Raw genomic sequence first — 23,839 nt, forward strand, 5'->3', positions numbered from 1 at the left:
TCGCCTCCGGTCCTCACCACGGAAAGCCGTCCCATGCCGATCTTCGCCCAGCACCCCGACCCCCGTTCCCTGCAGCCGCGTCCGGCCGAGGACCTGCTGTCGGCCGGCACCCGGATGGGCGCCGTCGAGCTGCTCGTCGCCGACCTGGACACGATGCTCGCCTACTACACCGGCGCGATCACCCTGGAGGTGCTCGAGCACGCCGGGGACACCGCGGTCCTGGGCCGCCATGGGCGCACGGTCGTGCGGCTGCGCCAGGTCAGGGAGCTCCCGCCGGCCCGGCGCGGGCAGGCGGGGCTGTACCACACCGCGGTCCTCTTCGAGGACGAGCCCGCGCTGGCCGCGGCCCTGGCCTCGGTCGCCGCCGTGGCGCCGACGTCGTTCACGGGCAGCGCCGACCACCTCGTCAGCCAGGCCTTCTACTTCGACGACCCCGAGGGCAACGGGGTCGAGCTCTACGCCGACCGCCCCCGGGACACGTGGCGGCGCGAGCCCAGCGGCCTGGTCACCATGGCCTCCAACCCCCTGGACCCGACCGTCTTCCTGAGCACCCACCTGCGCGAGCAGGACCTGGGCCGCCCCACCGCCGCGCGGGCGGGCCTCGGGCACGTCCACCTGCAGGTCGGGGACATCCCCCTCGCCCGGCGGTTCTACGTGGACATCCTCGGCTTCGAGGTCATGGCCGACGTCGGCTCGGCCCTGTTCGTCGCCGCCGGCGGCTACCACCACCACATCGGGCTCAACACCTGGCACAGCGCCGGGGCCGGCCCCCGGGCGGCCTCCCTGGGCCTCGGGCAGGTCAACATCGACCTGCCGACCGCCGACGACGTCGCCGCCCTCGAGGCGCGGCTGAGGGACCACCGGATCACCACACGCCACGACGGGGCCGTGCTGCGCTTCGAGGACCCCTGGAGCACCCTCATCCAGGTGGGCGTCGCGGCCTGACGCCCCGGGCGGGGCTCATCGGCGCCCGGGAACGGCCCGTCGGCCGGGCAGGAGCCGGGGCACGAGCCGGACCAGGGCGACCATCCCCACCAGCTCGACGAGCGTCTGGGCGACGACGACGAGCGGCGTCAGCGCCAGCCGCTCCGGCAGCGCGAGCGCCAGCGGCAGCACCACGAGCGAGTTGCGCGTGGCCCCGCCGAACACCAGGGCCCGGGCCGAGGGGACGTCCAGGCGGGCGGCCCGGGCGGCCAGCAGGCCGAGCGGGACCATGAGGACCAGGAACCCGGCGTAGAGCGGCAGCACCGCCGCGAGCTCGGCCACCCGCTCCCCCACGCCGCGCACCTGCGAGGCGACCACGGTGAACAGGGTCAGGACCATCAGCGGCACCATCCCGGCGCCCATGACGCGGTCGACCCGGCGGGCCAGGAGGAGCCGCGGCGCCGCCCGTTGGACCGCCGCGGCCACCAGCAGGGGCAGGACCACGAGGACCAGGAACGCCTCCGCGAGGGGGCCCGGGTCGACCGTCGCGACCGCGGCCGGGCCGGCGAAGAGCAGCAGCCAGAGCGGGAGCAGCAGCGTCTGCGCCAGCATCAGCAGCGGCGAGGCGGCGAGCAGGCGGTCGGCCGCGCCCCCGGCGAGGCCGGTGAAGACGATGACGTAGTCCACGCACGGCGCCAGCAGCACCAGCAGCACGCCCAGCAGCAGGGCCTCCCGGTCGACGACCGCCCGCGAGAGCACGAACACCACCGCGGGGACCACCAGGAAGTTCAGCCCGAGCACCGCCCCCAGGAAGCGGAGGTCGGCGAAGGCCCGGCCCAGCGCCGTGAACGGCACGGCGAGGAACGTCGCGAACAGCAGCAGCCCGAGCACCGGGGTGATCGCCGCGCCGAGGGCCTCCGCGCCCGGGACCGTCCAGCCGGTCAGCACGGCCGCCGCGATCGCCGCGAGGTACAGGGCGACCTGGTGGCGCTCCAGCCAGGCCACGGTCGTCGTCGAGGTCATCAGCCCACCCTACGGTCCCGGGCCCACGGCCCCGGCCGGCGGGGCGGCTGCCGTGCGGCGGTCAGGTCCGGTCGATCCGGCGGTAGCGGGACGGCGTCGTGCCGGTGGTGGCGCGGAAGTGGCGGTTGAAGTTGGAGAGGTTGGTGAAGCCGACACGGTAGCAGATCTCCGCGACGGACAGGTCCGTGCTGCGCAGCAGCCGGGAGGCCTCCGTCACGCGCATGCGGATCACGGTGCGGCTGAAGCCCACGCCGGTGGCCTTGGCGAAGAGCCGGGAGAAGGCGGGGCGGCTCAGGCCCACCTCGTCGGCGACGTCCTGGACCAGCATCCGGTCCGCGAGGTGGTCGGTGATGTAGCCCAGCGCCCGGTTGAACCGCTCGGCCTCGCCGGCGTCCAGCCGGTAGGTGCCGCCGTGGCTGTCGAGGTAGCGGCGCTCGGCCTCGGGGGACTCGGCCAGCACGCCGAGCAGCTCGGTGACGGCGGCCAGGCGCCGCAGGCCGAAGGTGCCCTCGACGGCCTCGAGCGCGGCCGCCCCCTCGGCGGCCGTGCGGCCGAGGAACTCGATGCCCCGGGCGGCGGCCCGCAGCAGCGGGCGCAGGGACTCCAGCTCCGGCAGCGCCTCGGCGGCGGCGAAGAAGCGCTCCTGGTCGAACTGCAGCACGGCGTCACGGTTGCGCACCACCTCCGTGTCGTCGCGGTGGGAGATCCAGTTGTGGGGCAGGTAGGAGCCGATGAGGCTCAGGTGGCCCGGGTCGAAGGGCCCGGCGTAGTCGCCGACCATCGTCGTGCCCGAGCTCTCCCGGACGAGGTGGACCTCCACCTCGGGGTGGTAGTGCCAGCGGGCCAGCGGGTGCGGCCAGTCGTGCTGGTGCCACCGCACGGAGCTCGACGGGTCCGGGACCACGAGCTCCCGCACCGGGGAGGTGGTCTCGTCCGCCGAGCTCCGTGCCGTGACGTTCACGTCAGGCGCCCGCCACGCGGATCTGGATCTTCGTGTCGGTGGACCGGCCCTCGGCACCGCGCTCGAACGCGGCGACGGCCTCCTCGAAGGGATAGGTCGCGCTGATCAGGGCCTTGAGGTCCACGGCCGGGGAGGCCGCCAGCTCGATGGCCCGCTGGTAGGAGTTGGCGTAGCGGAAGACGGTCTCGATCCGCAGCTCCCGGGCCTGGGCCGCGGCGATGTCCAGGGGCACCGGGTCCACCGGGATCCCCACCAGCACGACCGTCCCGCCCGGGGCGGGCACCTCCCACAGGGAGCCGAAGACCCGCGGGCTGCCGCTGGCCTCGAACACCACGTCGGCGCCCCAGCCGTCGGTGGCCTCGCGGACCACCTCGCCGAGGTCCTGCCGGGTGGCGTCGACCGGGTGGATCGTCGGATAGGCCTCGACCTGGGCGAACTTCTCCGGGGCCACGTCCGAGATGTACACGCGGGACGCGCCGCTCGCCGCGGCCGCGACGGCCGTGAGCACGCCGATCGTGCCGGCGCCCACGACGGCGACGACGTCGCCGGGCGCGATCCGGGCCTTCGTCGCCGCGTGCACCGCCACCGCGAAGGGCTCGATCAGCGCGCCCTCCTCCAGGGAGAGCTGCTCGGGCAGCCTGTAGGTGAAGTCGGCGGGGTGGAGGATCTCCGGCTGCAGGCAGCCGTGCACCGGGGGCGTGGCCCAGAACTGCACGTCGGGGTCCACGTTGTACATGCCGAGGCGGGAGGCGCGGGAGCGGGGGTTCGGGATGCCCGGCTCCATGCAGACCCGGTCGCCCACGGCCAGGTGCGTGACCCCCTCGCCGACCTCGAGCACCGTGCCCGAGGCCTCGTGGCCGAGAACCATCGGTGCTTCGACGACGTAGGGGCCGATCCTCCCGTGCGTGAAGTAGTGGACGTCGCTGCCGCAGATGCCGACGGTGTGCACGCCGATGCGCACCTCGCCGGGGCCCACGGGGCGCAGCCCGGGGACGGGCCGGACCCGGATCTCGTGCTGGCGTTCGAGGACGACGGCGTCCATGGTGCTCTCCTGCGGGGTCGGGACGGTGGTGGGGCTGGTGGGGTTCGTGAGCGTCGTGGGGTTCATGGTCTCAGGTCCTTTCAGGCGGCGGCGAGGCGTTCGCGGCGCGGGAGCATCCGGCCGTTCTCGGCCGTGATGCCGGGCTGGGGCGGGTGGATGAAGAAGGTGGTCACGGTGCCCAGGACCATCAGACCGGCGAAGACCCAGCACACGCCCACCGGGCCGAGGACCGGCAGCAGCAGGGTGGCGATGCCGGGGCCCATGAACGTGGTGAGCCCGGAGGCGAGGTTGTGGGCCGAGATCGCGGCGCCACGGTGCTCGGGGGCCAGGGCCGGGAAGACCGCGCCCATGGGCACGAAGGCGGTCACCGAGAGGGCGAAGACCACGGCGGGAACGACCATCATCGGGAAGCTGGGACCGAACCAGACGGGGAAGTAGGCGAAGGCCAGAGCCGCGAGGGCCATGCCGCCGAAGCCGAACCAGCGCATCTGGCGCATCCAGCCGTAGCGGTCGCCGAGCCGCCCCCAGACGATGTTCGCGCCGATGGTGATGGTGTTCATGATCGCCCAGAGGGTCATCCACTCGGGCAGGGAGAACCACGCCTGGCCGCCGATCTCGCCGGTGGTCAGGTAGAGCGGCATCATCATCGGGAAGGCGTAGAGCGTGAGGTTGCACAGGACCCGGATGACCACGGAGAGCGCGATCTGCCGGTTCTCCACCAGGATGGTCACGCCGCGCAGCAGCTCGCGGGTGCGCTCCTCGCCGTGGAGCTTCTGGGAGAGGTCCACCTCCCTGGGCGCCCCCGGGACGAGGAAGGCGCACATCACCGTGCCCGCCGCGACGAACAGCAGCGAGGCCCACAGGGTGGCGTACTCGCCGATGCGCGGGACCAGGAGGCTGGGCACGTAGGCGCCCATGACGCCGATGCCCAGGGAGAAGGAGGCCCAGAACCACCCCATGGCCGAGGCCAGGCGACCGGGGTGGACCGACTGGGCGATCAGCACCACGAAGGAGTACATGAACAGCGGGTAGGCGACCCCGCGCAGGCTGTAGATGAGGATGGTGCCGACGACGCTCTGCAGCCCCACGGTGAGGAACAGGACGTGCAGGACCATCCACAGCACGCCGCCGAGCACCATCAGGCGCTTGGCGCCGACGACCTCGGCCAGCACGCCGGTGGTCCAGGCGGAGAACGCGACCACCAGTCCGTAGACGGTGAAGACGAGGCCGGCCTGGGTGGGCGAGAAGCCGTTCTCGACGAGGAAACGGGACAGGAACGTGAGCTCAAAACCATCACCGGTCATGAAGACGGCGAGGGCGAGATAGCCGAAGAGCAGGCGGCGCGGCATGCCGAACATGCGGAGGCACTCCTTCGTGGACACCGGGTGGACAGGCACCTGACGAGCGGAAAGATGTTCCGGTGGTGCCCGGTGCCCTCAAATCTACGAAGGTGTGACCCATGACACTAGCCGGGAAATCCCCGGCGAACTGATACTTCTGTGCACCATCCCCGCCCCTGCCCGGGTGCCGCTCACCGGTCGTGGACCGTGCCGCCGGCCGATCGGGTGCTTCCGGCGCCTGGCCGTCGTGCCCGCCCGGCCCGCTCAGGCCGGAGCGGATCGAGGAGAGCCCACCCCGTGTGCGGGGCGGGCTCTCCTGCGGCGCCGGAATGTGGGGGCAGGCCCGGGTCGGGTGGGGTCAGGAGACGACTTCGGTGCGGTCCCCGGACCACAGGGTGTGGAACACGCCCTCGGCCTGGTCCACGCGCCGGTAGGTGTGGGCCCCGAAGTAGTCGCGCAGCCCCTGGGTCAGCGCGGCGTTGAGCCGCGGCCGGCGCAGGGAGTCGTAGTAGGCCAGGGTCGAGGAGAACACCGGGGCCGGGATCCCCCGCTCCACCGCCCGGGCCACCACCCGCCGCCACGCCGGCAGGGCGTCTTCGATCGCGGTGACGAACTGCGGGGCGAACAACAGGTTCGCCGGCGCCTGCTCCCCGGCGTAGGCGGCCATGATGACCTCCAGCAGCTGCGCCCGGATGATGCACCCCTCCCGCCACAGCGACGCGATCGCCCCCAGGTCCAGGTCCCACCCGTAGGCCTCCCCGGCCATGGTGAGCATGTCCAGGCCCTGGGCGTAGGAGACTAGCTTGGAGGCGTAGAGGGCCTTGCGCACGTCCTCCACGAACCCGGGGTCACCCACCACGTCCTCGGTGGTCCCCCCGATCCCGGCCGGCAGCACCTGCTGGGCCTGCCGGCGCATCGCCGGCTCCGCCGAGGACAGCGCCCGGGCGAAGACCGACTCGGCGATCGCGGTCACCGGGGAGCCCAGCTCCAGGGCCTCCTGCACCGTCCAGCGCCCGGTGCCCTTCTGCCCGGCCGCGTCCACGATCACATCGACCAGCGGGCCCTGCGTGCGGGCGTCGACCTGGGCCAGCACGTGGGCGGTGATCTCGATCAGGTAGGAGGCCAGCTCCGTGGTGTTCCACCGGGCGAAGACCTCCGCCTGGGCCCCCGGCTCCAGCCCGGCCACCGCCCGCAGCAGCTCGTGGGCCTCCCCGATGACCTGCATGTCGGCGTACTCGATGCCGTTGTGCACCATCTTCACGAAGTGCCCGGCCCCGTCGGGGCCGATCCACGCGCAGCACGGGGCGCCGTCGACGGCCTTGGCCGCGATGTCCTCCAGCAGCGGCCCCAGCGCGTCGTAGGACTTGGCCGGGCCCCCGGGCATGATCGAGGGCCCGTTCAGGGCGCCCTCCTCCCCGCCGGAGACCCCGACACCGACGAAGTCGATGCCCTGGGCGGCCAGCTCCCGCTCGCGGCGGCGGGTGTCCTGGAAGTAGGAGTTGCCGCCGTCGATGATGATGTCGCCCTCCGCCAGCAGCGGCACCAGCGCCTCGATCACCGCGTCCACCGCCGCCCCGGCCTGGACCATCACCAGGATCCGGCGCGGGGACTCCAGGGCGTCGACGAGCTCGGCGAGGGTCTCGGTGCGGATGAAGGACCCCTCCGACCCGTGGGCGGCCAGGAGGGCGTCGGTCTTGCCGACGGAACGGTTGTGCAGGGCCACGGTGTAGCCGTGCCGGGCGAAGTTGCGGGCCAGGTTCGCCCCCATCACCGCAAGGCCGGTGACACCGATCTGAGCTTTCTGTTCAACAGGCATGCCCCCAGCCTATCGAGCCCCCCGGCGGGCAGGACCGAGCAGCGGGCCGCTGCTGCCACGGCCCGTCGCCGGCCGCGACCCCCTCGTCCGTGACGGGGGACGGCACGGGAGGGTCCGCGCCGGGGGGAGTCCTCGCCCCTAGAGTGGGATGGGGCGGAAGCCGGCGCTCCCTGCCCGCCACCGCGATCCCGGAGGGAGTCCCACGATGACCCAGGCCCCGTCCGGCCGGAGACGGCCGCCGGTGGAGCAGCACTCCTACGGGCCCCACCCCGACCAGTGGGGCCGGCTGCACCTGCCGGACCGCGGCGGGCGCTCCCCCCGGGGCACCGTGGTGGTCGTCCACGGCGGCTACTGGCGGGACAAGTACACCGCGGAGCTGGGCGTGCCGGTGGCCGAGGACCTCGTGGAGCACGGGTTCGCGGTGTGGAACCTCGAGTACCGCCGCGCCGGCACCGACGGGGCGACCGGCGCCGGCGGATGGCCCGGGACCTTCGAGGACGTCGCCGCCGGCATCGACCACCTCGCCGCGATCGCCAGCCGCTGCGGCCTCGACCTGGACCGGGTCGTGGCGCTGGGGCACTCGGCCGGCGGGCACCTGGCGGTGTGGGCGGCCGGACGGCACACGCTGCCCCCGGACGCTCCCGGAGCCCGGCCGGCGGTGACCCTGGCGGGTGTGGTGAGCCAGGCCGGCGTGCTGGACCTCGCCGCGGCCGAGCGGCTGGGCCTCAGCGAACAGGCCGCCCGGAACCTGATGGGCGGCACGTCCGCGCAGCTGGAGCGGCCCTTCGCCCTGGCCGACCCGGCGCGCGCGCTGCCGATCGGGACCGCCGTGCACGCCGTGCACAGCCGCACCGACGACGCCGTGCCCTTCGCCCTGTCGGCGGACTACGTGACCGCGGCCCGCGCGGCCGGCGATCCCGCCGAGCTCCACGAGGTGGGCGGGGACCACTTCGCGGTGATCGACCCGGACCAGAAGGCCTACCGGACCTGCCGGGACCTGCTGGAGCGCCTGCTCCCCTGAGATCCGGCGGCGCTCTCGGGACCGGTGCCGATTTGTTGTAGGAAACAATTCCGCCAACGGTTCCACCGCCCGGCCGATCGGGGAATGCTGGAGGGGTCAGACCGTTCTTCCCGCTGCACGCTCGGAACCGTTGCCGGTGCGTCCAGAAGACCCCCCTCCTCCTGCTCGTACCGTCCGCGCTCCACGCCGCCCCGGCGGAGGAACCGCTCCTCCTACGACCGGTGAAGGAGGCCCCCGATGGGCTCGGAAGCACAGCTCCCCCGGCTCCTGCGGCAGGACAGCATCCAGGAGCGGCGCCAGGACCACGACGCGTCGTCGGCACCGGGCACGAGCCGCTCCGCGTCCCGCCTCGCGGGCACGGACTGCGCGACCGTCCGGCGCGCCTGGGACCTCCACCCCGGTGACTGCTTCCACGGCCGCGTCATCGTGGCCGTCCGGGGCGTGGTGGGGCTCGGCTCCAACCCGGTCTCGGTCCTCTTCTTCGCCGGCGAAGGCCCGGAGCACCCGGCCCAGACCCGCATCGGCGCGGCCCACCCGGAGGTCGAGGCCGGCTGCGACGAGGTGTGGCGCGCCGCCCGCGCCTGGGTCCGGGCGCACGGGCTCCACGAGGGTCAGCCCGTGGACCTGGACCGGCTCCGCGCCGAGGTCCTGGACGCCGTCGGCCGCAGCTAGCGGCCGCCCGCCCCCTCCGGGGAGCGGGCACCGCGGGCCCCGCCGGTCAGAGGTCGTCGGAGCCCTGGACGTGCTCGAACACCAGGCTGGTCTGGGTCGCGGCCACCGCCGGGTTCGAGGAGAGGTGCTCGAGGACGAACTGGCGGATGTGGTCCGTGTCCCGCGCCGTGACGTGGATGAGGAAGTCGTCCGCGCCCGCCAGGAAGAAGAACTGGGAGACCTCCGGGACCTTCTTCAGCCCCTCCCCGAAGGCGGCCATCAGGTGCCGGGCGCCCGCCCGCATCCGCACGCTGATCAGCGCCTCGATGTTCTGCCCGAGCGCCCGCGGGTCCACCTCGACCGTGAAGCGGCGGATCACCCCGGAGCGCTGCAGTCCCTTCATCCGGGCCAGGCAGGTGGAGGGCGCCACCCCGAGCGCCTCGCTGAGGGCTTGGTTGGTCATCCGGGAGTTCTGGCGCAGGAGTCCCAGCAGCCGCCGGTCCAGCGCGTCGAGCTCGGGAACCGGCCGCAGATCCTGCGACGGAGGGCGCGTGGGGTAGGTCACTGTGCGTTCCATTCTGCGAGTTCGGCGGCACTTGCCGAAGGATCTGCGGCGAGCGCCACAAAGACCGCGCGGAAACCTACCGTTGACGCATCCAGTCTACGATTTCTGCGGAAGGCCTCCGATGATCATCTCCGTTCCCCGTGAAGTGAAGAACAACGAGCACCGGGTCGCGATCACCGCCTCCGGCGTCCACGAGCTGGTCGCCCACGGGCATCAGGTGCTCGTCGAGGCCGGCGCCGGGACCGGCTCGGGCATCCCCGACCTCGAGTACGCCACCGCCGGCGCGCAGCTCGTGGCCGACGCCGACGAGCTGTGGGCCCGGGCCGACATGGTGCTGAAGGTCAAGGAGCCGGTGGCCGAGGAGTACCACCGCTTCCGCGAGGGCCTCGTCCTCTTCACCTACCTGCACCTGGCCGCCGAGCCCGAGCTGACCCGGGCCCTGCTGGAGTCCGGGGTCACCGCCATCGCCTACGAGACGGTCCAGACCGCCGACCGGCGCCTGCCGCTGCTGGCCCCCATGAGCGAGGTCGCCGGGCGCCTGGCCGTCCAGGCCGGAGCCTCCGCCCTCACCGCCCCCGCCGGCGGCAAGGGCGTCCTGCTGGGCGGGGTGCCCGGGGTGCGCCCGGCCAAGGTCACCGTGCTCGGGGCCGGGGTGGCCGGCACCAACGCCGCGGCGATGGCCGTGGGCCTGGGCGCGGACGTGAGCATCCTGGACATCAACGTCGACCGGCTCCGTCAGCTCGACGACCGCTGGGCCGGGCGCCTGAGGACCATCGCCTCCAACGCCTACGAGGTCGAGCGGGCGGTGACCGAGGCTGACCTCGTCGTCGGCTCCGTCCTGGTCCCCGGGGCCAGGGCCCCGAAGCTGGTGACCAACGCGATGGTCGCGGCGATGAAGCCCGGCAGCGTGCTCGTGGACATCGCCGTGGACCAGGGCGGGTGCTTCGCCGACTCCCGCCCCACCACCCACGAGGACCCCGTCTTCGGCGTGCACCAGACCCTGTTCTACTGCGTGGCCAACATGCCGGGCGCGGTGCCGTCCACCTCCACCTACGCCCTGACCAACGTCACCCTGCGCTACGCCGTGGCTCTCGCCGACAGGGGCGTCGCCGCCGCCCTGGAGGCCGACCCCGCCCTGGCCGCCGGCCTGAACACCGCCGCGGGCCAGGTCACCCACCGCTCGGTCGGGGAGGCCCACGGCCTGGAGTTCACCGAGCGCCCGGAGCTGCTCCCCGCGTGAGCGGGCGCCGGCCGCGGGGTCAGGCCGGCGGCAGCTGCCGGGTGAGGGAGCTGGCCTTCTCGGGCACGTAGTCCGGGTCCAGCTCCACGATGAGCAGGCGCAGGAAGTCGAGCAGCAGCGGCGCCTGGGGCCGCCCGACCGGGGTCTGCAGCTGGGCGCTGCGCTGGCCGAAGACGTAGTGGTCGACCCGGACGTGGACCAGGCCGTCGTCGGGGCGGGGGCGGGCGCCCAGCTCGCTGATGAAGCCGACGCCCTCCCCCGAGCGGGCGAACTCGTAGATCGGCGCGACCCTGCTGCACTCGAGGACCGCGTGCAGGGTCAGGCCCTCGCCGCGGGCCGCCGAGTCGAGCAGCTGGCGCTGGCTGGTCTCGCGCATCGCCAGGGCCAGCGGGTGGTGGGCGAGCTCGCCCAGCGTCACCGTCTCCCGGCCCGCCAGGGGGTGGCCGGTGCTGACCACCGCGAACAGCGGCCACGTGGAGGTGTGCTCGACGCGCACCCCGTCCGTGTGGCCCAGGGAGTAGGTCGCGGCGATGTCCACGGCGCCCTCCACCACCATCCGGGTGGCCTCGTCGGCGCTCACCACGTGGAGCTTGAAGGAGGCCTGGGGGTGGACCCGGCGCAGCCTGGCCATGGCCGCCGGCACGAGCCGGTGGGCGAAGCCCTCGGTGGCCGCCACGACGATCTGCTGGGAGCGCGGCGAGGCGCCCGAGCCGAGGGAGGCCAGCAGGGCGCCGGTCTCGATCTCGGCCCGCCGGGTGTAGGCCAGCAGGCCCTCGCCGGCCTCGGTGAGGGCCATGCCGCGGGCGTGCCGGGTGAACAGCGGCACCCCGAAGGCGGCCTCGAGCTTGGCGATCTGCCGGCTGATGGCCGACGGCGCCACGCGCAGCGCGCCGGCGGCCTCGGTGACGGAGCCCGTCCGGGCCACCTCCGCGAAGTACTGCAGGTGCGTGGGCAGCAGCTGGACCACGGTCATCGCCTCCTCCGCCCGGGCCTCCAGTATGGCCCGGGACCGCTCAGGACCGGGACGGGCCCTCCGCCGGACCTGCCGGGGAGAGCTCCGGGGAGGGCCCCGCGGCGAGCACGCCCCGCACGAACGCCGCGGCGGGCCCGGCGTGGGTGTCGCGGATCCGCAGGAACAGCTGGACGCCCTCGGCGCCGGGCCAGTCCGCCGGCAGGCACTCGGGGGGCAGCCCCGGGTCCAGGTAGGGGATCACCCGCCAGTGGTCGATGCACCGGACGTAGTCCGCGAAGGTCCCGGCGGTGGGCGCCGGGGCCGTGGCCGGCACGGCCGAGCACTTCTCGAGGAAGCCGCGGTGCAGCGCGGCCAGGTGCTCGAGGTCCCACCACTGGGCGATCGCCCCCGGCAGGTCCGCCGCCGCGGGCAGGCCCCGGGTGGTGAACAGCACCGCCCGGTCCGCGAGCCCCAGCTCCGCGAGGATGTCCTGGACCTCGTCCCGGAGGAAGTCCGGGCAGATCCACACCCCGGGCGAGACGGTGCCGCAGCCGACCCAGCGCAGCCGCCGGCGCAGCTGGTGGCGGCGCTCCCGCTCCTCCTCCGGGACGGAGAACACGATCACGCACCAGTCGTCCCCCGGGCCCATGCTGCGCGGCCCGTCGATTCGGCGGTCCCCGCGCTCCAGCATGGGCCGGGCGCCGTCGGCGAGCGCGAAGCCGGGCTGGCCGTCGCGGGCCGCGGCCACGAGGACGCCGCGCTGCTTGACCCGGCTCAGCGCGGTGCGGGCCTGGGGCGCGGGCGCCCCGAGCGCCGCCATGAGCTCCAGCAGCGCCCGGGCGGGCATCCAGCCCCCGGCGTCGCGCAGGTAGAGGCCCACGACGGTGCGCAGCAGGGACACGGTGCTCCCGGGGCGGGAGACCATGTCGTCGAGGACCGTGGTCACTGCACCTCGAGCAGGGCGTCCCGCACGGCCTCCATGCCCGCCTGCAGCTCGGCGAAGGAGGTGCTCAGCGGGGACAGCCCGATCCGCAGCCCGTGCGGGGGGCGGAAGTCGGGGATGACGCCGCGCTCCCACAGGGCGGCGGTCACCTCGCGGAAGCGCGGGTGGTTCACGGTGATGTGCGAGCCGCGCTCGGCGGGGTCCCGGGGGCTGGCCAGCTCGGCGCCGAGCGGGGCGAGCAGCTCGTCCGCGAGCACGACGGCGCGCTCGGTGAGCAGCACCGACTTCTCCCGGACCGCGTCCATGCCGGCCTCGGCGATGAGCTCCACCATGTGCTTGAGCGGCTGCATGGCCAGGATCGGCGGGGTGCCGGTGAGGAAGCGGCGCACGTCCCCGGCGGGCCGGTAGTCCGGGGACATGCCGAAGGGCTGGTGGGCGCCCATCCAGCCCCAGATGGGCTGCTGGAGCTGCTGCTGGAGCCCGGCGCGGACGTAGCCGAACGCCGGGGCGCCGGGGCCGCCGTTGAGGTACTTGTAGGTGCAGCCCACGGCGAGGTCCACGCCCCACGCGTCGAGCTCCACGGGCACGGACCCGGCGGAGTGGCACAGGTCCCACAGCACCAGGGCCCCGGCGTCGTGGACGAGGGCGGTGATCGCGGGGGCGTCGGCGAGGAAGCCGGAGCGGTAGGCCACGTGGCTGAGCAGGACCACGGCGGTGCGGGGACCGACGACGGCGGCGACGTCGTCGGGGCGCACCCCGGTGGCCGGGTCGGCCTGGATCCACCGGATGCGGGCGCCGCGCTCGGCGGCGATGCCCTCGACGAGGAAGCGGTCCGTGGGGAAGTTGTCGCGGTCGACGACGATCTCGTCGCGGCCCGGCCGGCCGTCGAGGGCGGCGCGCAGCAGCTTGTAGAGCATCACCGAGGTGGAGTCCGCGACGAGGGTCTGGCCGGGCCCGGCGCCCAGGACCACCGCGCCGAGCCGGTCGCCCAGGGCCGTGGGCTCGTCCATCCAGCGCTCGTCCCAGCTGCGGATCAGCCGCTCGCCCCACTCGGTGCCGATGAACTCGGCGAGCCGGGCGGGGGTCTCCGCGAGCGGGCGACCGAGGGAGTTGCCGTCGAGGTAGGCGACGACGTGCTCGCCGGCGGGGTCGAGGAAGCGGTCGCGGAAGCCGGCGAGCGGGTCGGCGGCGTCGAGCTGCGCGGCGGACGCGGTGGCCGGGGAGGCCGGGGTGGAGGTCATGGGCGGGCCTTCGGTCGGGGCCGGCGCGGGGCCGGCGGGCGAGCGGGGAGGGTCAGTTGCCGATCTCGGTGCGCACGGCGTAGAGCTCGGGGAAGAAGGTGAGGTCCAGGGCGCGCTTGAGGAAGTCGACGCCGGAGGAGCCGCCGGTGCCGGTCTTGAAGCCGATGGTCCGCTGGACGGTGCGCAGGTGACGGAAGCGCCAGGCCTGGAAGTTGTCCTCGAGGTCCACCAGGTCCTCGCAGGCCTCGTAGTAGCCCCAGGGGGTGTCCTCGGACTCGTAGATCTCCCGGAACACGGGCACGAGGTCGGCGCGGAAGGTCCACGGCTGGGTGACGTCGCGCTCGAGCACGTCCTGCGGCACGGCGTAGCCCTCCCGGGCCAGGGCCCGCAGGAACACGTCGTAGACGGTGGGCTCCTCGAGCAGGGTGGCGAGCAGCTCGTGCGCCTCGGGCTCGCTGGAGAACACCTGGAGCATGCGGCGGTGCTTGTTGCCGAGGATGAACTCCACCGCGCGGTACTGGTAGGACTGGAAGCCCGAGGAGCTGCCCAGGGCGCCGCGGAACTGGGCGTACTCGCGGGGGGTCAGGGTGCCCAGCACGGACCACTGCTCGGTGAGGGTGCGCTGGATCGCCTTGACGCGGGCCAGGCCCTTGAGCGCCTTGCCGAGGTCCCCGGCGTCGATCAGCCGGCGGGACTCCCGCAGCTCGTGCAGCACGAGCTTGAGCCACAGCTCGGTGGCCTGGTGCTGGATGATGAACAGCATCTCGTCGTGGTGCTCGGGCCGGCTCACGGGGTGCTGGGCCCCGAGCACGCGGTCCAGGTCCAGGTAGCGGCCGTAGGACATGGCGTCCCGGAAGTCCGTCCGCACGGAGTCTTCGATCTGTCGTACGCCGCCGGAGACGGGGCCCTCGTGCTGTGTCATGCGCTCCACCATATCAATTCCGTGACGCCCGTAAAGGTTGTGATGTGGGCTGCTCGGTGCCGGGAGCAGCGGCCCGGGCGGTGGATCGGCGCCAGCACGGCGTTGAGCACCACGGCCCCGGCGCGCAGAGCAGCACGCCGACCGGCGGCACCACCGTGAGGGCGAGGAGGACCACGGCGGCGTCCTCGAACCAGATGTGGCGGAGGGCGGCCGTGCTGGGTCCCGGAGCGCTCCGGGGCCCGGCACGGCCGCCTCGTCGGGGCGGGTTCCGCTCAGCGGATCCCCCGCACGCGCACGGCGGCCAGCAGCGCGCTGATGCTGATGATCGAGACCACGAGCAGGTAGTAGCCCGGGGCCACCTGTTGGCCGGTGAGGGTGATCAGCGCGGCGGCGATCGTGGGGGTGAACCCGCCGAAGACGGCCGTGGCGGTGTTGTAGCTGAAGGCCAGCCCGGTGGCCCGGGAGCGCACGGGGAAGACGTCGGCCATCACCGAGGGCAGGGCGGCGAAGTACAGGGCCTTGAGCGTGCCGAGCACGATCATCACGCCCACCAGGGTCCCGAACGCGGGCCGGGCGATCAGCCAGGCGAACAGGGGGACCACCGAGACGCCGATGAGCAGCGCCGAGGGCAGCATGATGCGCAGCCGCCCGACCCGGTCGGACAGCGCCCCGACCACGGGGGTGAGGAAGGTGAGGATCACCCCGGTGATCATCAGCGCCGTGAAGGACAGCGACGGGTTCAGGCCCAGCTGCTTGATGCTGAAGGTCGGCAGGTACTGCAGGATGAAGTTCAGGGCGGTCGAGACGACGAGCACGCCGGCGGCGATGAGGATCCCGCCCCACTGGTGGCGGAACAGGTTGCGGACGGGCTGCAGGTCCGCCTTCTGCGCGGCGGCGTCGTCGGCGCTCATGGCCGGGGACTCGTCGACGTAGCGGCGGATGACGTAGCCGACCGGCCCGACGAGCAGGCCGAAGACGAACGGGATGCGCCAGCCCCAGCCCACCATGTCCTCCTCGGAGAGCACCGCGGTCAGCCCGGCGGCGAAGGAGGCGGAGAGCAGGGTGGCCAGGCCCTGGCTGGCGAACTGGAAGCTGCCCAGGAACCCGCGCCGGGTCCCCTGCTCCCCGTCCTGCTCCACGAGGAAGGACGTCGCGGCGCCGAACTCGCCGCCGGCGGCGAAGCCCTGGATCAGTCGGGCCAGGATGATGCCGATGGGGGCGAGGATGCCGATGGTGTCGTAGTCGGGCATGAAGGCCAGCAGGGCCGTGCCCAGCACCATGAGGCGGATGGTCCACACCAGGGCCGCCTTGCGCCCGTGCTTGTCGGCGTAGGACCCGAGGACCAGCCCGCCCAGGGGGCGGATGAGGTAGGAGACGCCGAAGACGGCGAAGGTCTGGATCAGCTCGACCCCGGGGTCGTCGGCGGGGAAGAAGTTCTGCCCGATGTAGACCGCGAACAGGGCGTAGATGGCGATGTCGAACCATTCGAGGGCGTTGCCGATCGTGGCCGCGGCCACGGCCCGGACGCGGCGCCGGCCGGAGAGGCCGGGCGGCGGGGAGGATGCGGCGCGAGGGGCGGTGGTGGTCATGTGCGTCTCCGTGGTGGTGGGTCGGGAAGGGCCGCCGGACGGCGGGGCGGGCTAGGAGGCGGGCCGCGGAAGGGGCCACGGGAGGGGCCGCGGTGCGGGCCGGCCCGCGGGGTCGCCGAGGTCGTCGAAGAGGCCGAGGGCCATGGCGAAGCCCTCGCGGGCGAGGGGCTCGAGCAGGTGCTCGTCGGGGGCGTGCTGGTTGCAGCCCGGGTAGGAGTGCGGCATCCACACGGTCGGCAGGCCCAGCACGTCGGTGAAGACGTGGTTGGGCAGGGAGCCGCCGATGTTGGGCAGCACCGCCAGCCGGTCCCCGACCCGCCGGCGCACCGAGTCCGCGGCCCACTGCACCCACGGGTGGTCGGGGTCGGTGCGCGACGCCGGGAAGGCGGTCCCCGCGCGGACCCGGACCATGGGATAGCCGTGGGCGTCGAGGTGGGCCTGGACCCGCCCGGGAAGGCCCTCGAGGTCGGTGCCCACCACGAACCGCAGCTGCAGCACGGCCCGGGCCCGGCCCGGGATGGCGTTCATGGGGGCGTCCGCGTCGCCGGCGTCGAGGGCGAGGACCTCCAGGGTGTTCCAGCCGAAGACGCGCTCGGCCGCCGTGAGCTCCGGGTCCCCCCAGTCCCGGTCCACGGCGGGTCCGCCGGCGCGGGCCTCGACGTCGACCGTGGCCAGCGCCGCGCGCACGGACGCCGGGAGCTCCGCGGGCAGCAGGGCCTCGCAGGTGATCCGGCCGTGGCCGTCCACGAGGGTGCCGATCGCGGCGGCGACGGTGGTGGCCGCGTTGCGCAGCAGCCCGCCCCAGTTGCCCGAGTGGTGCTGGCCGGCGCGCAGGTCGGCCTCGAGGGTGAGGTTCACCCCGCCGCGGGCGCCGAGGAACAGGGTGGGCACGTCCGCGTCCAGGCGGGGGCCGTCGGAGCCGACGAAGACGTCGGCCCGCAGCTCCTCCCGGTGGGCCGCCGCGAACTCGGCCAGGCCCGGGGAGCCGACCTCCTCGCCCGTCTCGATCAGCACGGTCAGGTTGAAGCCCAGGCGGCCCTTGTGCTGGACGAGCATCCGCAGGGCCGCGAGGTTGATCAGGTGCTGGCCCTTGTTGTCGGCCGCGCCGCGGCCGTACCAGCGCTCGCCCTCGGCGCGCAGCGTCCACGGGTCCCGGCCCTCGCCCCAGTGGCCGGCTTGGCCCGCCACGACGTCGGCGTGGCCGTACATCAGCACCGTGGGGACGTCCTCGCCCTCGGTGCGGCGGGCCACGAGGAAGGGGGCGGAGGGGCACACCTCGTTCTCGAGCACGCGCCAGGTGCAGCCGATCTCCTCGAGGAGCGGGCCCATCCTGTCCTTCAGGTATGCCCTGCACGCAACGCTCGCGTCCTCCCCGGCGCTCTCCGTGCGGGCGGCCACGAGCTCGGCCAGCTCGGCGAAGAACGCCCCCGAGGCGAAGTACCTCTCCTGTGTTTCCGCCAGGTGACGGGGCTCGAGGGCGACATCGTGTGCGGCGGATCTCATCATGGAGTCGAGGGTAAGCGGGCGGAATGTGCGGGAACCAGTCTCGTTTTCGGACGCCAGCGTTGCCGGAATGCGAAACCCTGCCGGGCGGGGCGGCGGTCAGTGCCGGACCGTCCCGCCCGGCGGGCTCAGGCGGCGGCGTGCACGTAGTCGTCCAGCGCCCGTCCCATGCGCTGGAACCAGGGCTTCGAGTCGTCGTAGCCGGACCAGCCGTCCGTCAGCACCGCCACGACGTGCTCCCGCCCGTCCTGCCGCACCATCCCGGCGTCGTGGGAGACCTGCTCCAGCAGGCCCGTCTTGTGCGCGAACTCCACGTCCGCGGACAGTCCCGTGGACAGCGCGTAGGTGAGCTCCTGCGCGGTGAGGAACCCCAGGAGCAGATCGCCCGACGGGCCCGAGAGCAGCTCGCCCGTGCGCAGGCGCTGGAGGAGGTCCGCGACGTCGTCGGGCGTGGTGGTCATGTGCACGATGCCGCCCGCCGCGTCGGGGTCGTAGGTGGTGGACTCGAAGCCGCTCGCCCGGGCGAAGGCCTCGACCTCCTTCCAGCCCAGCCACCGCCCGAGGGCGGCCCCGGAGACGTTGTCGGACCAGGTGATCGTCCGCCGCACGGCGTCCTCCACCGTGAAGCTCGTGCCGGGCACGGTGTCCGACAGGGCGATCAGGCCCCGGTCCACCCGGTCGAGGACCGCGTGGGCCACGAAGAGCTTGTAGAGGCTCGCGCTCGTGAAGGAGCGGTCCGCGTTGTGGGTCAGCACGGGCGCGCCGTCCGGGCCGAGGAGCACGAAGCCCAGCTCCCCCGGCACCTGGGCCGCCAGGGACTGCAGCTCGGTCTCGAGGCGGACGGCGGCCGGATCGGCGGCGGCGGGACCGGCGGCAGGGCCGGGAGCCTCGGCCGCGGCGGCGGGCGCGAGCGCACCCGCGACCCCTCCGCCCGCGGCGAGCGCCAGGGCGACCGACACGGCCGCGAGGCGCCGGCCCCGCGGGCGGCGGCGGTGGGTGGACGGCCGAGAGCTGCGCTGCATGGTGCCTCCGTTTCCCCCGGGCACGACGACCGGCCGCTGCCGGCACGGTGTCTCCGTGATCAGCTCGACGGTCGTTCCGCTCCCCCTGAGCGGCTTCCGAGGACAGGCCGACAGTAGCCGACCTGCCTCCCTGCCGCTACCGCGCGGCGACGCCCACGCGGTGTGCCTGCAGCGCGGTGCCGACGATGCCGGCGGCGTTGCGCAGCTGCGCGGGCACGACGCGGGCCCGCAGCCTCAGCTGGGGCAGGAACTGCTCCTGCCGCTCGCTGATCCCGCCGCCCAGGACGATGAGGTCCGGGGAGATCAGGCCCTCGAGGTGGGACAGGTAGCGCTGGACCCGGTCCGTGTAGGTGGGCCAGTCCAGCTGCTCCGCGATCCGGGCGGAGGCCCCGGCCCAGCCGTCGACGTCGCGGCCCTCGAACCAGATGTGCCCCAGCTCGGTGTTGGGCACCAGCACCCCGTTGAGGAACAATGCCGAGCCGATCCCGGTGCCCAGCGTGATCAGCAGGACGGTCCCGCCCGCGCCCCGGGCGGCGCCGAACTGCATCTCGGCCAGACCGGCGGCGTCGGCGTCGTTGAGCACGGCGACCTCCCGGCCCAGGCCCTCGGCGAGCAACCGCGGGGCGTACACGCCCAGCCAGGAGTCGTCGAGATGGACGGCCGAGCGCACCACGCCGTCGTCGACGATGCCCGGCACGCCCACCCCCACGCCGGCCAGGGACCTCCCCGGCTCCAGCTCGCCCTCCAGCGTCTCCAGCACCCCGCGCAGGGCGCCCACCACGGCCGAGGGTGTGGCCGGCGACGGCGTGGGCACGCGGCGCACCCGCCCGACGGTCGTTCCGCGGACCGGGTCCACGAGCGCGTACTTGATCGCGGTCCCGCCGATGTCGAGCCCGGCGCAGAGGGGCGCATCCCCGTTGTCGTCGCGAACGGGCGGGAGAGCGGGGATCGTCGGGAAGGACGACGAGGTGCAGGTCATGTCACGGTCCTGGATCAAGGGGCAGAGGACGTGTCCTCGGCGGGACGGCGTCTGCACGACTTTACCGCCGAGCGGCAGCAGCGCGGGAGCCGGGAGGGGCGCTCCCCGGCGCAGGCGTTCCGGGGATCGGCCGGGGCGGGCGGATAGGCTGGGCCGATGCTGTTCTCCTCCACACCCGGCTCGCGCCCCCTCCGCACGCTCGCCGTGCGCTCCCTCGTGGGCTTCGGCGCCGTGCAAGCCGCCGTCGTGGCGGCGCTCGTGGGCACGGACGCGGTCCAGCGCCGCAAGCGCGCCCGGCGCACGGGCTTCCCCCGCCCGGGAACCTTCGAGGGCACGGTGGCCGGCACCGGCACGACGGCGTACACCTACGGGGAGGACCTCTACCGGGACATGCTCGCCGCGATCCGGGGCGCGCAGCGGCGGATCCTGCTGGAGACCTTCATCTGGAAGGGGGACGAGGTCGGCCGGGCCTTCCGCGACGCCCTCAACGACGCCGCCGCCCGCGGCGTCGAGGTGTACGTGATGTACGACGGCTTCGGCAACCTCGTGGTGCCCGCCTCGTTCTACCGCTTCCACCCGGACGTGCACGTCTACCGTGTCCCGCCCGTGCGGGTGCGCCGGCTGCTCACCCCGGTGCAGGCCAGCGGGCTCACCCACCGCAAGATCCTCGTGGTCGACGACGAGGTCGGGTTCGTGGGCGGCTACAACATCGGCTCGCTCTACGCCACGGAGTGGCGCGACACCCACGTGCGCCTCACCGGGCCCGAGGCGTTCGAGCTCAGCCACTCCTTCGCGGCGGTGTGGAACCACCCCTCCTCCCGGCGGCGCCACCGGCTGCCGCACCTGAGCCCCGGCGAGTGGGACTCGCGGGTGCGGTCGATCAACAACATCCCCGCGAGCCTGGTCTACCCGATCCGCAGCGTCTACCTGGACGCGATCCACCGCGCGCGGCACCACATCCACCTCACCACCGCCTACTTCATCCCCGACCAGCAGATCCTCGAGGCGCTGGTCGAGGCCTCCCGGCGCGGCGTGGACGTGCGGGTGATCCTGCCCGAGAACTCCAACCACGTGCTCGCCGACTGGCTCGCCCACGGCTTCTACTCCGCCCTGCTGGCCGAGGACATCACCCTGCTGCTCTACCGCAACGCCATGATCCACGCGAAGACCGCCACCATCGACGGGCAGTGGTCCATGGTGGGCACGGCCAACATCGACCGGCTGAGCCTGGGCTTCAACTACGAGACGACCCTGGAGATCCACGACGAGACCTTCGCCGCGGACATGGAGCGGATCTTCGCCGCCGACAGCGAGAACTGCCGGACGCTGACGGCCGAGCAGTGGCACGAGCGCCACCCCGCCGCCCGATTCGCGGAGCTCGTGCTGAAGCCGCTGCGCCCGTTCCTCTGAGCCAGGGCGGGCATTACCTTCTCGTCACGCCATGAGGCCCTGTCTCAGTCGAGCTCCACGACGGTGATGGGCAGGGGCAGGGTGGCGGCGTCGAAGATGGTCTGCTCGGAGAACGGGGTCCCGTCCTGGTCGCGGCCCACGCAGAGCGCGAGCACCACGCCGGGCTCCGCGCCGAGGATCAGGGTCCAGTGCTGGCCGGAGGCGTCCACGGCGTGGGCCTGGTGGTCCTCATCCACGCCCCCGTCCACGTCGGCGAAGCGGGCGCGGTAGGCGTCCAGCTCCTCGGGGGTGTGCAGCACGCCGGCGGAGACCACCGACTCCTCGTTCGCCGTGACGGCCGGCGCGATGGGATAGGCGATGCGGAACGGCGGCTCGAGCACCTTCAGCAGCTCTCGAGCAGGGGTGGCATCGTCGCCGCGCAGCCACAGCCGCCCCGTCCCGTCGAGGAAGCCCTCGTACTCCTCGTCGTTGGGATAGAAGCAGAGAAAACCGGAACCGGGAATCCGGTCGGCCAGCCCGGTGAGGTCGGCGGCGTGGTCCACGGCCAGGAAGCGGACGAGGGGTTCCAGCGGTTCGGGTTCCACGGACGATCTCCTTGTAATGCGGCAGGGCGTTGGGGCGGCGACGAAGTGGCCGCGCCCGGACGGTCTAGAGTACGTCGCCGGAGGTCGATCACCGACCGCCACCCGACACCGTTTAGTCGCGGTCTCATCACCTCACTCCGGCAGCTATGCAGGAATGGCATACCGTCGATGAGCACCGCGGATCCCTGCAAAAGCGCTTCCTTGGACTTACGGGGTGACCAATTGCCACGGCCCACCCTTTCTACAATGTATACCGCGGCCTCCACAGGTTTTATTCCGCAGCTCCGTTGAACTACATCACAGTGATCCACAGGCAATGGGACACGGCACAAATACGGATTCCCATTAGTTCCATGAGGCAGCCCTTGCACTCCTCATCATTAGGGTATTGACTTCCTCCCCGCGCTGGCGAGGATTCCTACGCGGCCACACGATGGCAGTCCGTTCGGTGGGTTCCTGCTTCATCCCTGACCGCTCCGGCTAGCCGAAGTCTGACGTCTGGTCCACAGGCGTTTAGCGTCTCCGCCAGCCCGGCGGCGACCATGATGTTGACGGCGGCGTTATAGTCCCGATCCAGAGTGGCGCCGCAGCACTCGCAGGTCCACGTACGCACGTACAGCGGCTTGGGACCGTTGTTGATACCACACACAGAGCAGACTCGACTGGTGGGCTCCCACGGAGAAATTATGATCACATCGCGCCCGTGAGTGGCGGACATTTCTTTAATCAGCCTGGTGAGCGTGGCCCACCCGACATCGTGGACGGACTTAGCTAGTCTGCTGCGCGCCAGTCTGTGCACGTGAAGCCCTTCGAGCGCAATCGCTTGGTTTTCGCGAACAATTCGACGGGCGAGTTTACGATGATGGTCGAGCCTGGTCTCCCGCACTTTCCGGTGTAGCGCCGCAAATTTCTGCCGGGCCTTATCCCAGTTCCTTGACCCCTTCTGCTTCCTTTCCATGGAACGTTGGGCCCGAACCAGGGCGCGTTCGAAGGTCCTAAGCCAACGCGGATTAGCTACCTTCTCCCGAGTGCCGTCTGAAGAAGTGACCACGGCCAGATCGATCAACCCCAGGTCCACCCCGGACACCCGTTCGCTGGAGGGCAACGGCGGTTGCGCAGGCTCATCGACGACGAAGGAGACGTAATACCGCCCGTCCGCCTCCCGGATTACCGTCACGCTGGACGGCGTCACCGGTAGCAGCCGGGGCAACGCAAACCGCACCCGGCCCACCTTCGGCAGCACCACATGCCCAACGCCGCAAGTGGTCTCCGCCACCCGGAACCGAGCATTGGCGGTGAAGCGGGCAGACTGACGGGACCGCTTGGATTTGTATCGCGGCGCGCCCATACGCGGCCCCTTGCGCTGACCTGCAAGCAAAGTCAGGAAATTACGATGAGCTCGGTCAAAGTCCACTAACGCCTGCTGGAGCGGTACCGATGACACCTCGGCCAACCACGCCCGCTCAGGCGTGGTCTTGGCAACGGTAAGGGCGGCCGATAACTCGACATGGGTTGGGATCGGTGCACCGTTCCACCTCGCGAACTCCCGGGCGGCAAGAGCATCGTTGAACATTACGCGAACACACCCAAATACCCGAGCCAAAGCCTTCGCCCGGTCTCCGGTGGGATAAGCGCGGTATCGATATCACTTCAACACGCTTCAAAGGGTACAAGCCGTTCCGGACATTATTACCGCTCGTTTCCTCAGCGTGCCAAAAATGATGATTCATGCGGACCTGCCGATGGGCCAAGATGGAGAACTGAAATTATATGGCATCCGTAGCCGCATTGATCGCCCGTAACGTATGCAACGAACTGGAAACCAAATTGGCCGAGTTCGACGTAGCTACCAACCATCAACACTGAGGGGAAAGCTACCGGGAACGGTAGTGGCCTTCCTCCTGGTGGACGCACCCAAAGGGGTGTGATGCATGAGTAGGTGGCAGGATGACCTGGCATATGGTCTGGTTTCCAGTCGTGGTGGCTAGTGCCGTGGCTGGGAACGTTTGCCGTGTAGGCGCAGACTGGGGTTGTCTTGTCTTCCCCGGAGGCTGCGATGTCCGAGCGTGTGCGTGTCCGAGAGATCTCCGATGAGGAGGGCAACCGGCTGC

20 protein-coding genes and 1 pseudogene are annotated in these 23,839 nt (G+C 72.5%); 5 read left to right on the plus strand and 16 right to left on the minus strand.

All coding sequences use genetic code 11. The features are described from left to right. Positions 1 to 33 precede the first annotated feature (33 nt). Positions 34 to 945, plus strand: coding sequence for a VOC family protein (locus M3185_RS06420; protein WP_251332838.1), 912 nt, complete (start codon positions 34 to 36; stop codon positions 943 to 945). A 15-nt stretch (positions 946 to 960) separates the two neighbouring features. Here the strand turns inward: M3185_RS06420 and M3185_RS06425 are convergent, their stop codons facing one another. From M3185_RS06425 to gndA, 5 genes are all read right to left on the minus strand, one after another. Next, the gene (locus M3185_RS06425; RefSeq protein ID WP_251332839.1) at positions 961 to 1,947 is read right to left on the minus strand and encodes an arsenic resistance protein; all 987 of its coding nucleotides are present in this window, start codon (positions 1,945 to 1,947) and stop codon (positions 961 to 963) included. A 61-nt stretch (positions 1,948 to 2,008) separates the two neighbouring features. Continuing rightward, positions 2,009 to 2,908 carry a helix-turn-helix domain-containing protein gene (locus M3185_RS06430; RefSeq protein ID WP_251332840.1) on the minus strand — a complete coding sequence of 300 codons (900 nt, stop codon included), beginning with the start codon at positions 2,906 to 2,908 and terminating at the stop codon, positions 2,009 to 2,011. Between the two features lies 1 nt (position 2,909). Then, positions 2,910 to 4,016, minus strand: a complete 1,107-nt coding sequence (locus M3185_RS06435) for an NAD(P)-dependent alcohol dehydrogenase (protein WP_251332841.1) — start codon at positions 4,014 to 4,016, stop codon at positions 2,910 to 2,912. Between the two features lie 14 nt (positions 4,017 to 4,030). Beyond that, a complete protein-coding gene (locus tag M3185_RS06440; protein ID WP_251332842.1) occupies positions 4,031 to 5,308 on the minus strand; it encodes an MFS transporter in 1,278 nt (425 codons plus the stop codon). 340 nt (positions 5,309 to 5,648) lie between these two features. Then, complete coding sequence (gene gndA / locus M3185_RS06445) at positions 5,649 to 7,106, minus strand: NADP-dependent phosphogluconate dehydrogenase (protein WP_251332843.1); 1,458 nt, start codon at positions 7,104 to 7,106, stop codon at positions 5,649 to 5,651. 205 nt (positions 7,107 to 7,311) lie between these two features. Here gndA and M3185_RS06450 point away from each other — a divergent pair, with 205 nt between their 5' ends. Next, on the plus strand, positions 7,312 to 8,127 hold the full coding sequence (locus M3185_RS06450) for an alpha/beta hydrolase family protein (protein ID WP_251332844.1): 816 nt from the start codon (positions 7,312 to 7,314) through the stop codon (positions 8,125 to 8,127). A 237-nt stretch (positions 8,128 to 8,364) separates the two neighbouring features. Continuing rightward, complete coding sequence (locus M3185_RS06455; protein ID WP_251332845.1) at positions 8,365 to 8,799, plus strand: hypothetical protein; 435 nt, start codon at positions 8,365 to 8,367, stop codon at positions 8,797 to 8,799. Positions 8,800 to 8,845: 46 nt separating this feature from the next. Here the strand turns inward: M3185_RS06455 and M3185_RS06460 are convergent, their stop codons facing one another. Continuing rightward, the gene (locus M3185_RS06460) at positions 8,846 to 9,343 is read right to left on the minus strand and encodes an Lrp/AsnC family transcriptional regulator (RefSeq protein ID WP_374238474.1); all 498 of its coding nucleotides are present in this window, start codon (positions 9,341 to 9,343) and stop codon (positions 8,846 to 8,848) included. 121 nt (positions 9,344 to 9,464) lie between these two features. On the opposite strand from M3185_RS06460, the gene ald reads away from it, so the two are divergent. Next, entirely contained in the window at positions 9,465 to 10,583 is a 1,119-nt protein-coding gene (gene ald, locus M3185_RS06465; RefSeq protein WP_251332847.1) for an alanine dehydrogenase, read from the plus strand. Between the two features lie 19 nt (positions 10,584 to 10,602). Here the strand turns inward: ald and M3185_RS06470 are convergent, their stop codons facing one another. From M3185_RS06470 to ppgK, 8 genes are all read right to left on the minus strand, one after another. Continuing rightward, positions 10,603 to 11,556, minus strand: coding sequence for a LysR family transcriptional regulator (locus M3185_RS06470; protein ID WP_251332848.1), 954 nt, complete (start codon positions 11,554 to 11,556; stop codon positions 10,603 to 10,605). A 40-nt stretch (positions 11,557 to 11,596) separates the two neighbouring features. Next, positions 11,597 to 12,481 carry a PaaX family transcriptional regulator gene (locus M3185_RS06475; protein WP_251332849.1) on the minus strand — a complete coding sequence of 295 codons (885 nt, stop codon included), beginning with the start codon at positions 12,479 to 12,481 and terminating at the stop codon, positions 11,597 to 11,599. Next, positions 12,478 to 13,719 carry a kynureninase gene (locus M3185_RS06480; RefSeq protein ID WP_251332850.1) on the minus strand — a complete coding sequence of 414 codons (1,242 nt, stop codon included), beginning with the start codon at positions 13,717 to 13,719 and terminating at the stop codon, positions 12,478 to 12,480. Before M3185_RS06480 ends, M3185_RS06475 begins: the two co-directional genes overlap by 4 nt. A gap of 52 nt (positions 13,720 to 13,771) precedes the next feature. Next, positions 13,772 to 14,641, minus strand: coding sequence for a tryptophan 2,3-dioxygenase (kynA, locus tag M3185_RS06485; RefSeq protein WP_251332851.1), 870 nt, complete (start codon positions 14,639 to 14,641; stop codon positions 13,772 to 13,774). A gap of 272 nt (positions 14,642 to 14,913) precedes the next feature. After that, positions 14,914 to 16,230 carry an MFS transporter gene (locus M3185_RS06490; RefSeq protein WP_251332852.1) on the minus strand — a complete coding sequence of 439 codons (1,317 nt, stop codon included), beginning with the start codon at positions 16,228 to 16,230 and terminating at the stop codon, positions 14,914 to 14,916. 51 nt (positions 16,231 to 16,281) lie between these two features. After that, complete coding sequence (locus M3185_RS06495; RefSeq protein ID WP_251332853.1) at positions 16,282 to 17,736, minus strand: M20 family metallopeptidase; 1,455 nt, start codon at positions 17,734 to 17,736, stop codon at positions 16,282 to 16,284. Between the two features lie 125 nt (positions 17,737 to 17,861). Continuing rightward, on the minus strand, positions 17,862 to 18,755 hold the full coding sequence (locus tag M3185_RS06500) for a serine hydrolase (RefSeq protein ID WP_251332854.1): 894 nt from the start codon (positions 18,753 to 18,755) through the stop codon (positions 17,862 to 17,864). Between the two features lie 136 nt (positions 18,756 to 18,891). Beyond that, the gene (ppgK, locus tag M3185_RS06505) at positions 18,892 to 19,734 is read right to left on the minus strand and encodes a polyphosphate--glucose phosphotransferase (protein WP_251332855.1); all 843 of its coding nucleotides are present in this window, start codon (positions 19,732 to 19,734) and stop codon (positions 18,892 to 18,894) included. Between the two features lie 156 nt (positions 19,735 to 19,890). Between ppgK and M3185_RS06510 the strand changes: the two genes are divergently transcribed. Next, positions 19,891 to 21,144: a phospholipase D-like domain-containing protein gene (locus tag M3185_RS06510; RefSeq protein WP_251332856.1), complete on the plus strand. Its 1,254-nt coding sequence runs from the start codon at positions 19,891 to 19,893 to the stop codon at positions 21,142 to 21,144. A gap of 44 nt (positions 21,145 to 21,188) precedes the next feature. Here M3185_RS06510 and M3185_RS06515 read toward each other — a convergent pair whose 3' ends face one another. Together M3185_RS06515 and M3185_RS06520 are read right to left on the minus strand one after the other, a co-directional pair. Then, on the minus strand, positions 21,189 to 21,728 hold the full coding sequence (locus M3185_RS06515) for a hypothetical protein (RefSeq protein WP_251332857.1): 540 nt from the start codon (positions 21,726 to 21,728) through the stop codon (positions 21,189 to 21,191). Between the two features lie 418 nt (positions 21,729 to 22,146). Next, positions 22,147 to 23,361 (minus strand): annotated as a pseudogene (locus M3185_RS06520) (RNA-guided endonuclease InsQ/TnpB family protein); the annotation flags it as partial. Positions 23,362 to 23,839 lie beyond the last annotated feature (478 nt).

The sequence above is a fragment of the Kocuria rosea genome (genome assembly GCF_023715525.1).
Classification (GTDB): domain Bacteria; phylum Actinomycetota; class Actinomycetes; order Actinomycetales; family Micrococcaceae; genus Kocuria; species Kocuria rosea_A.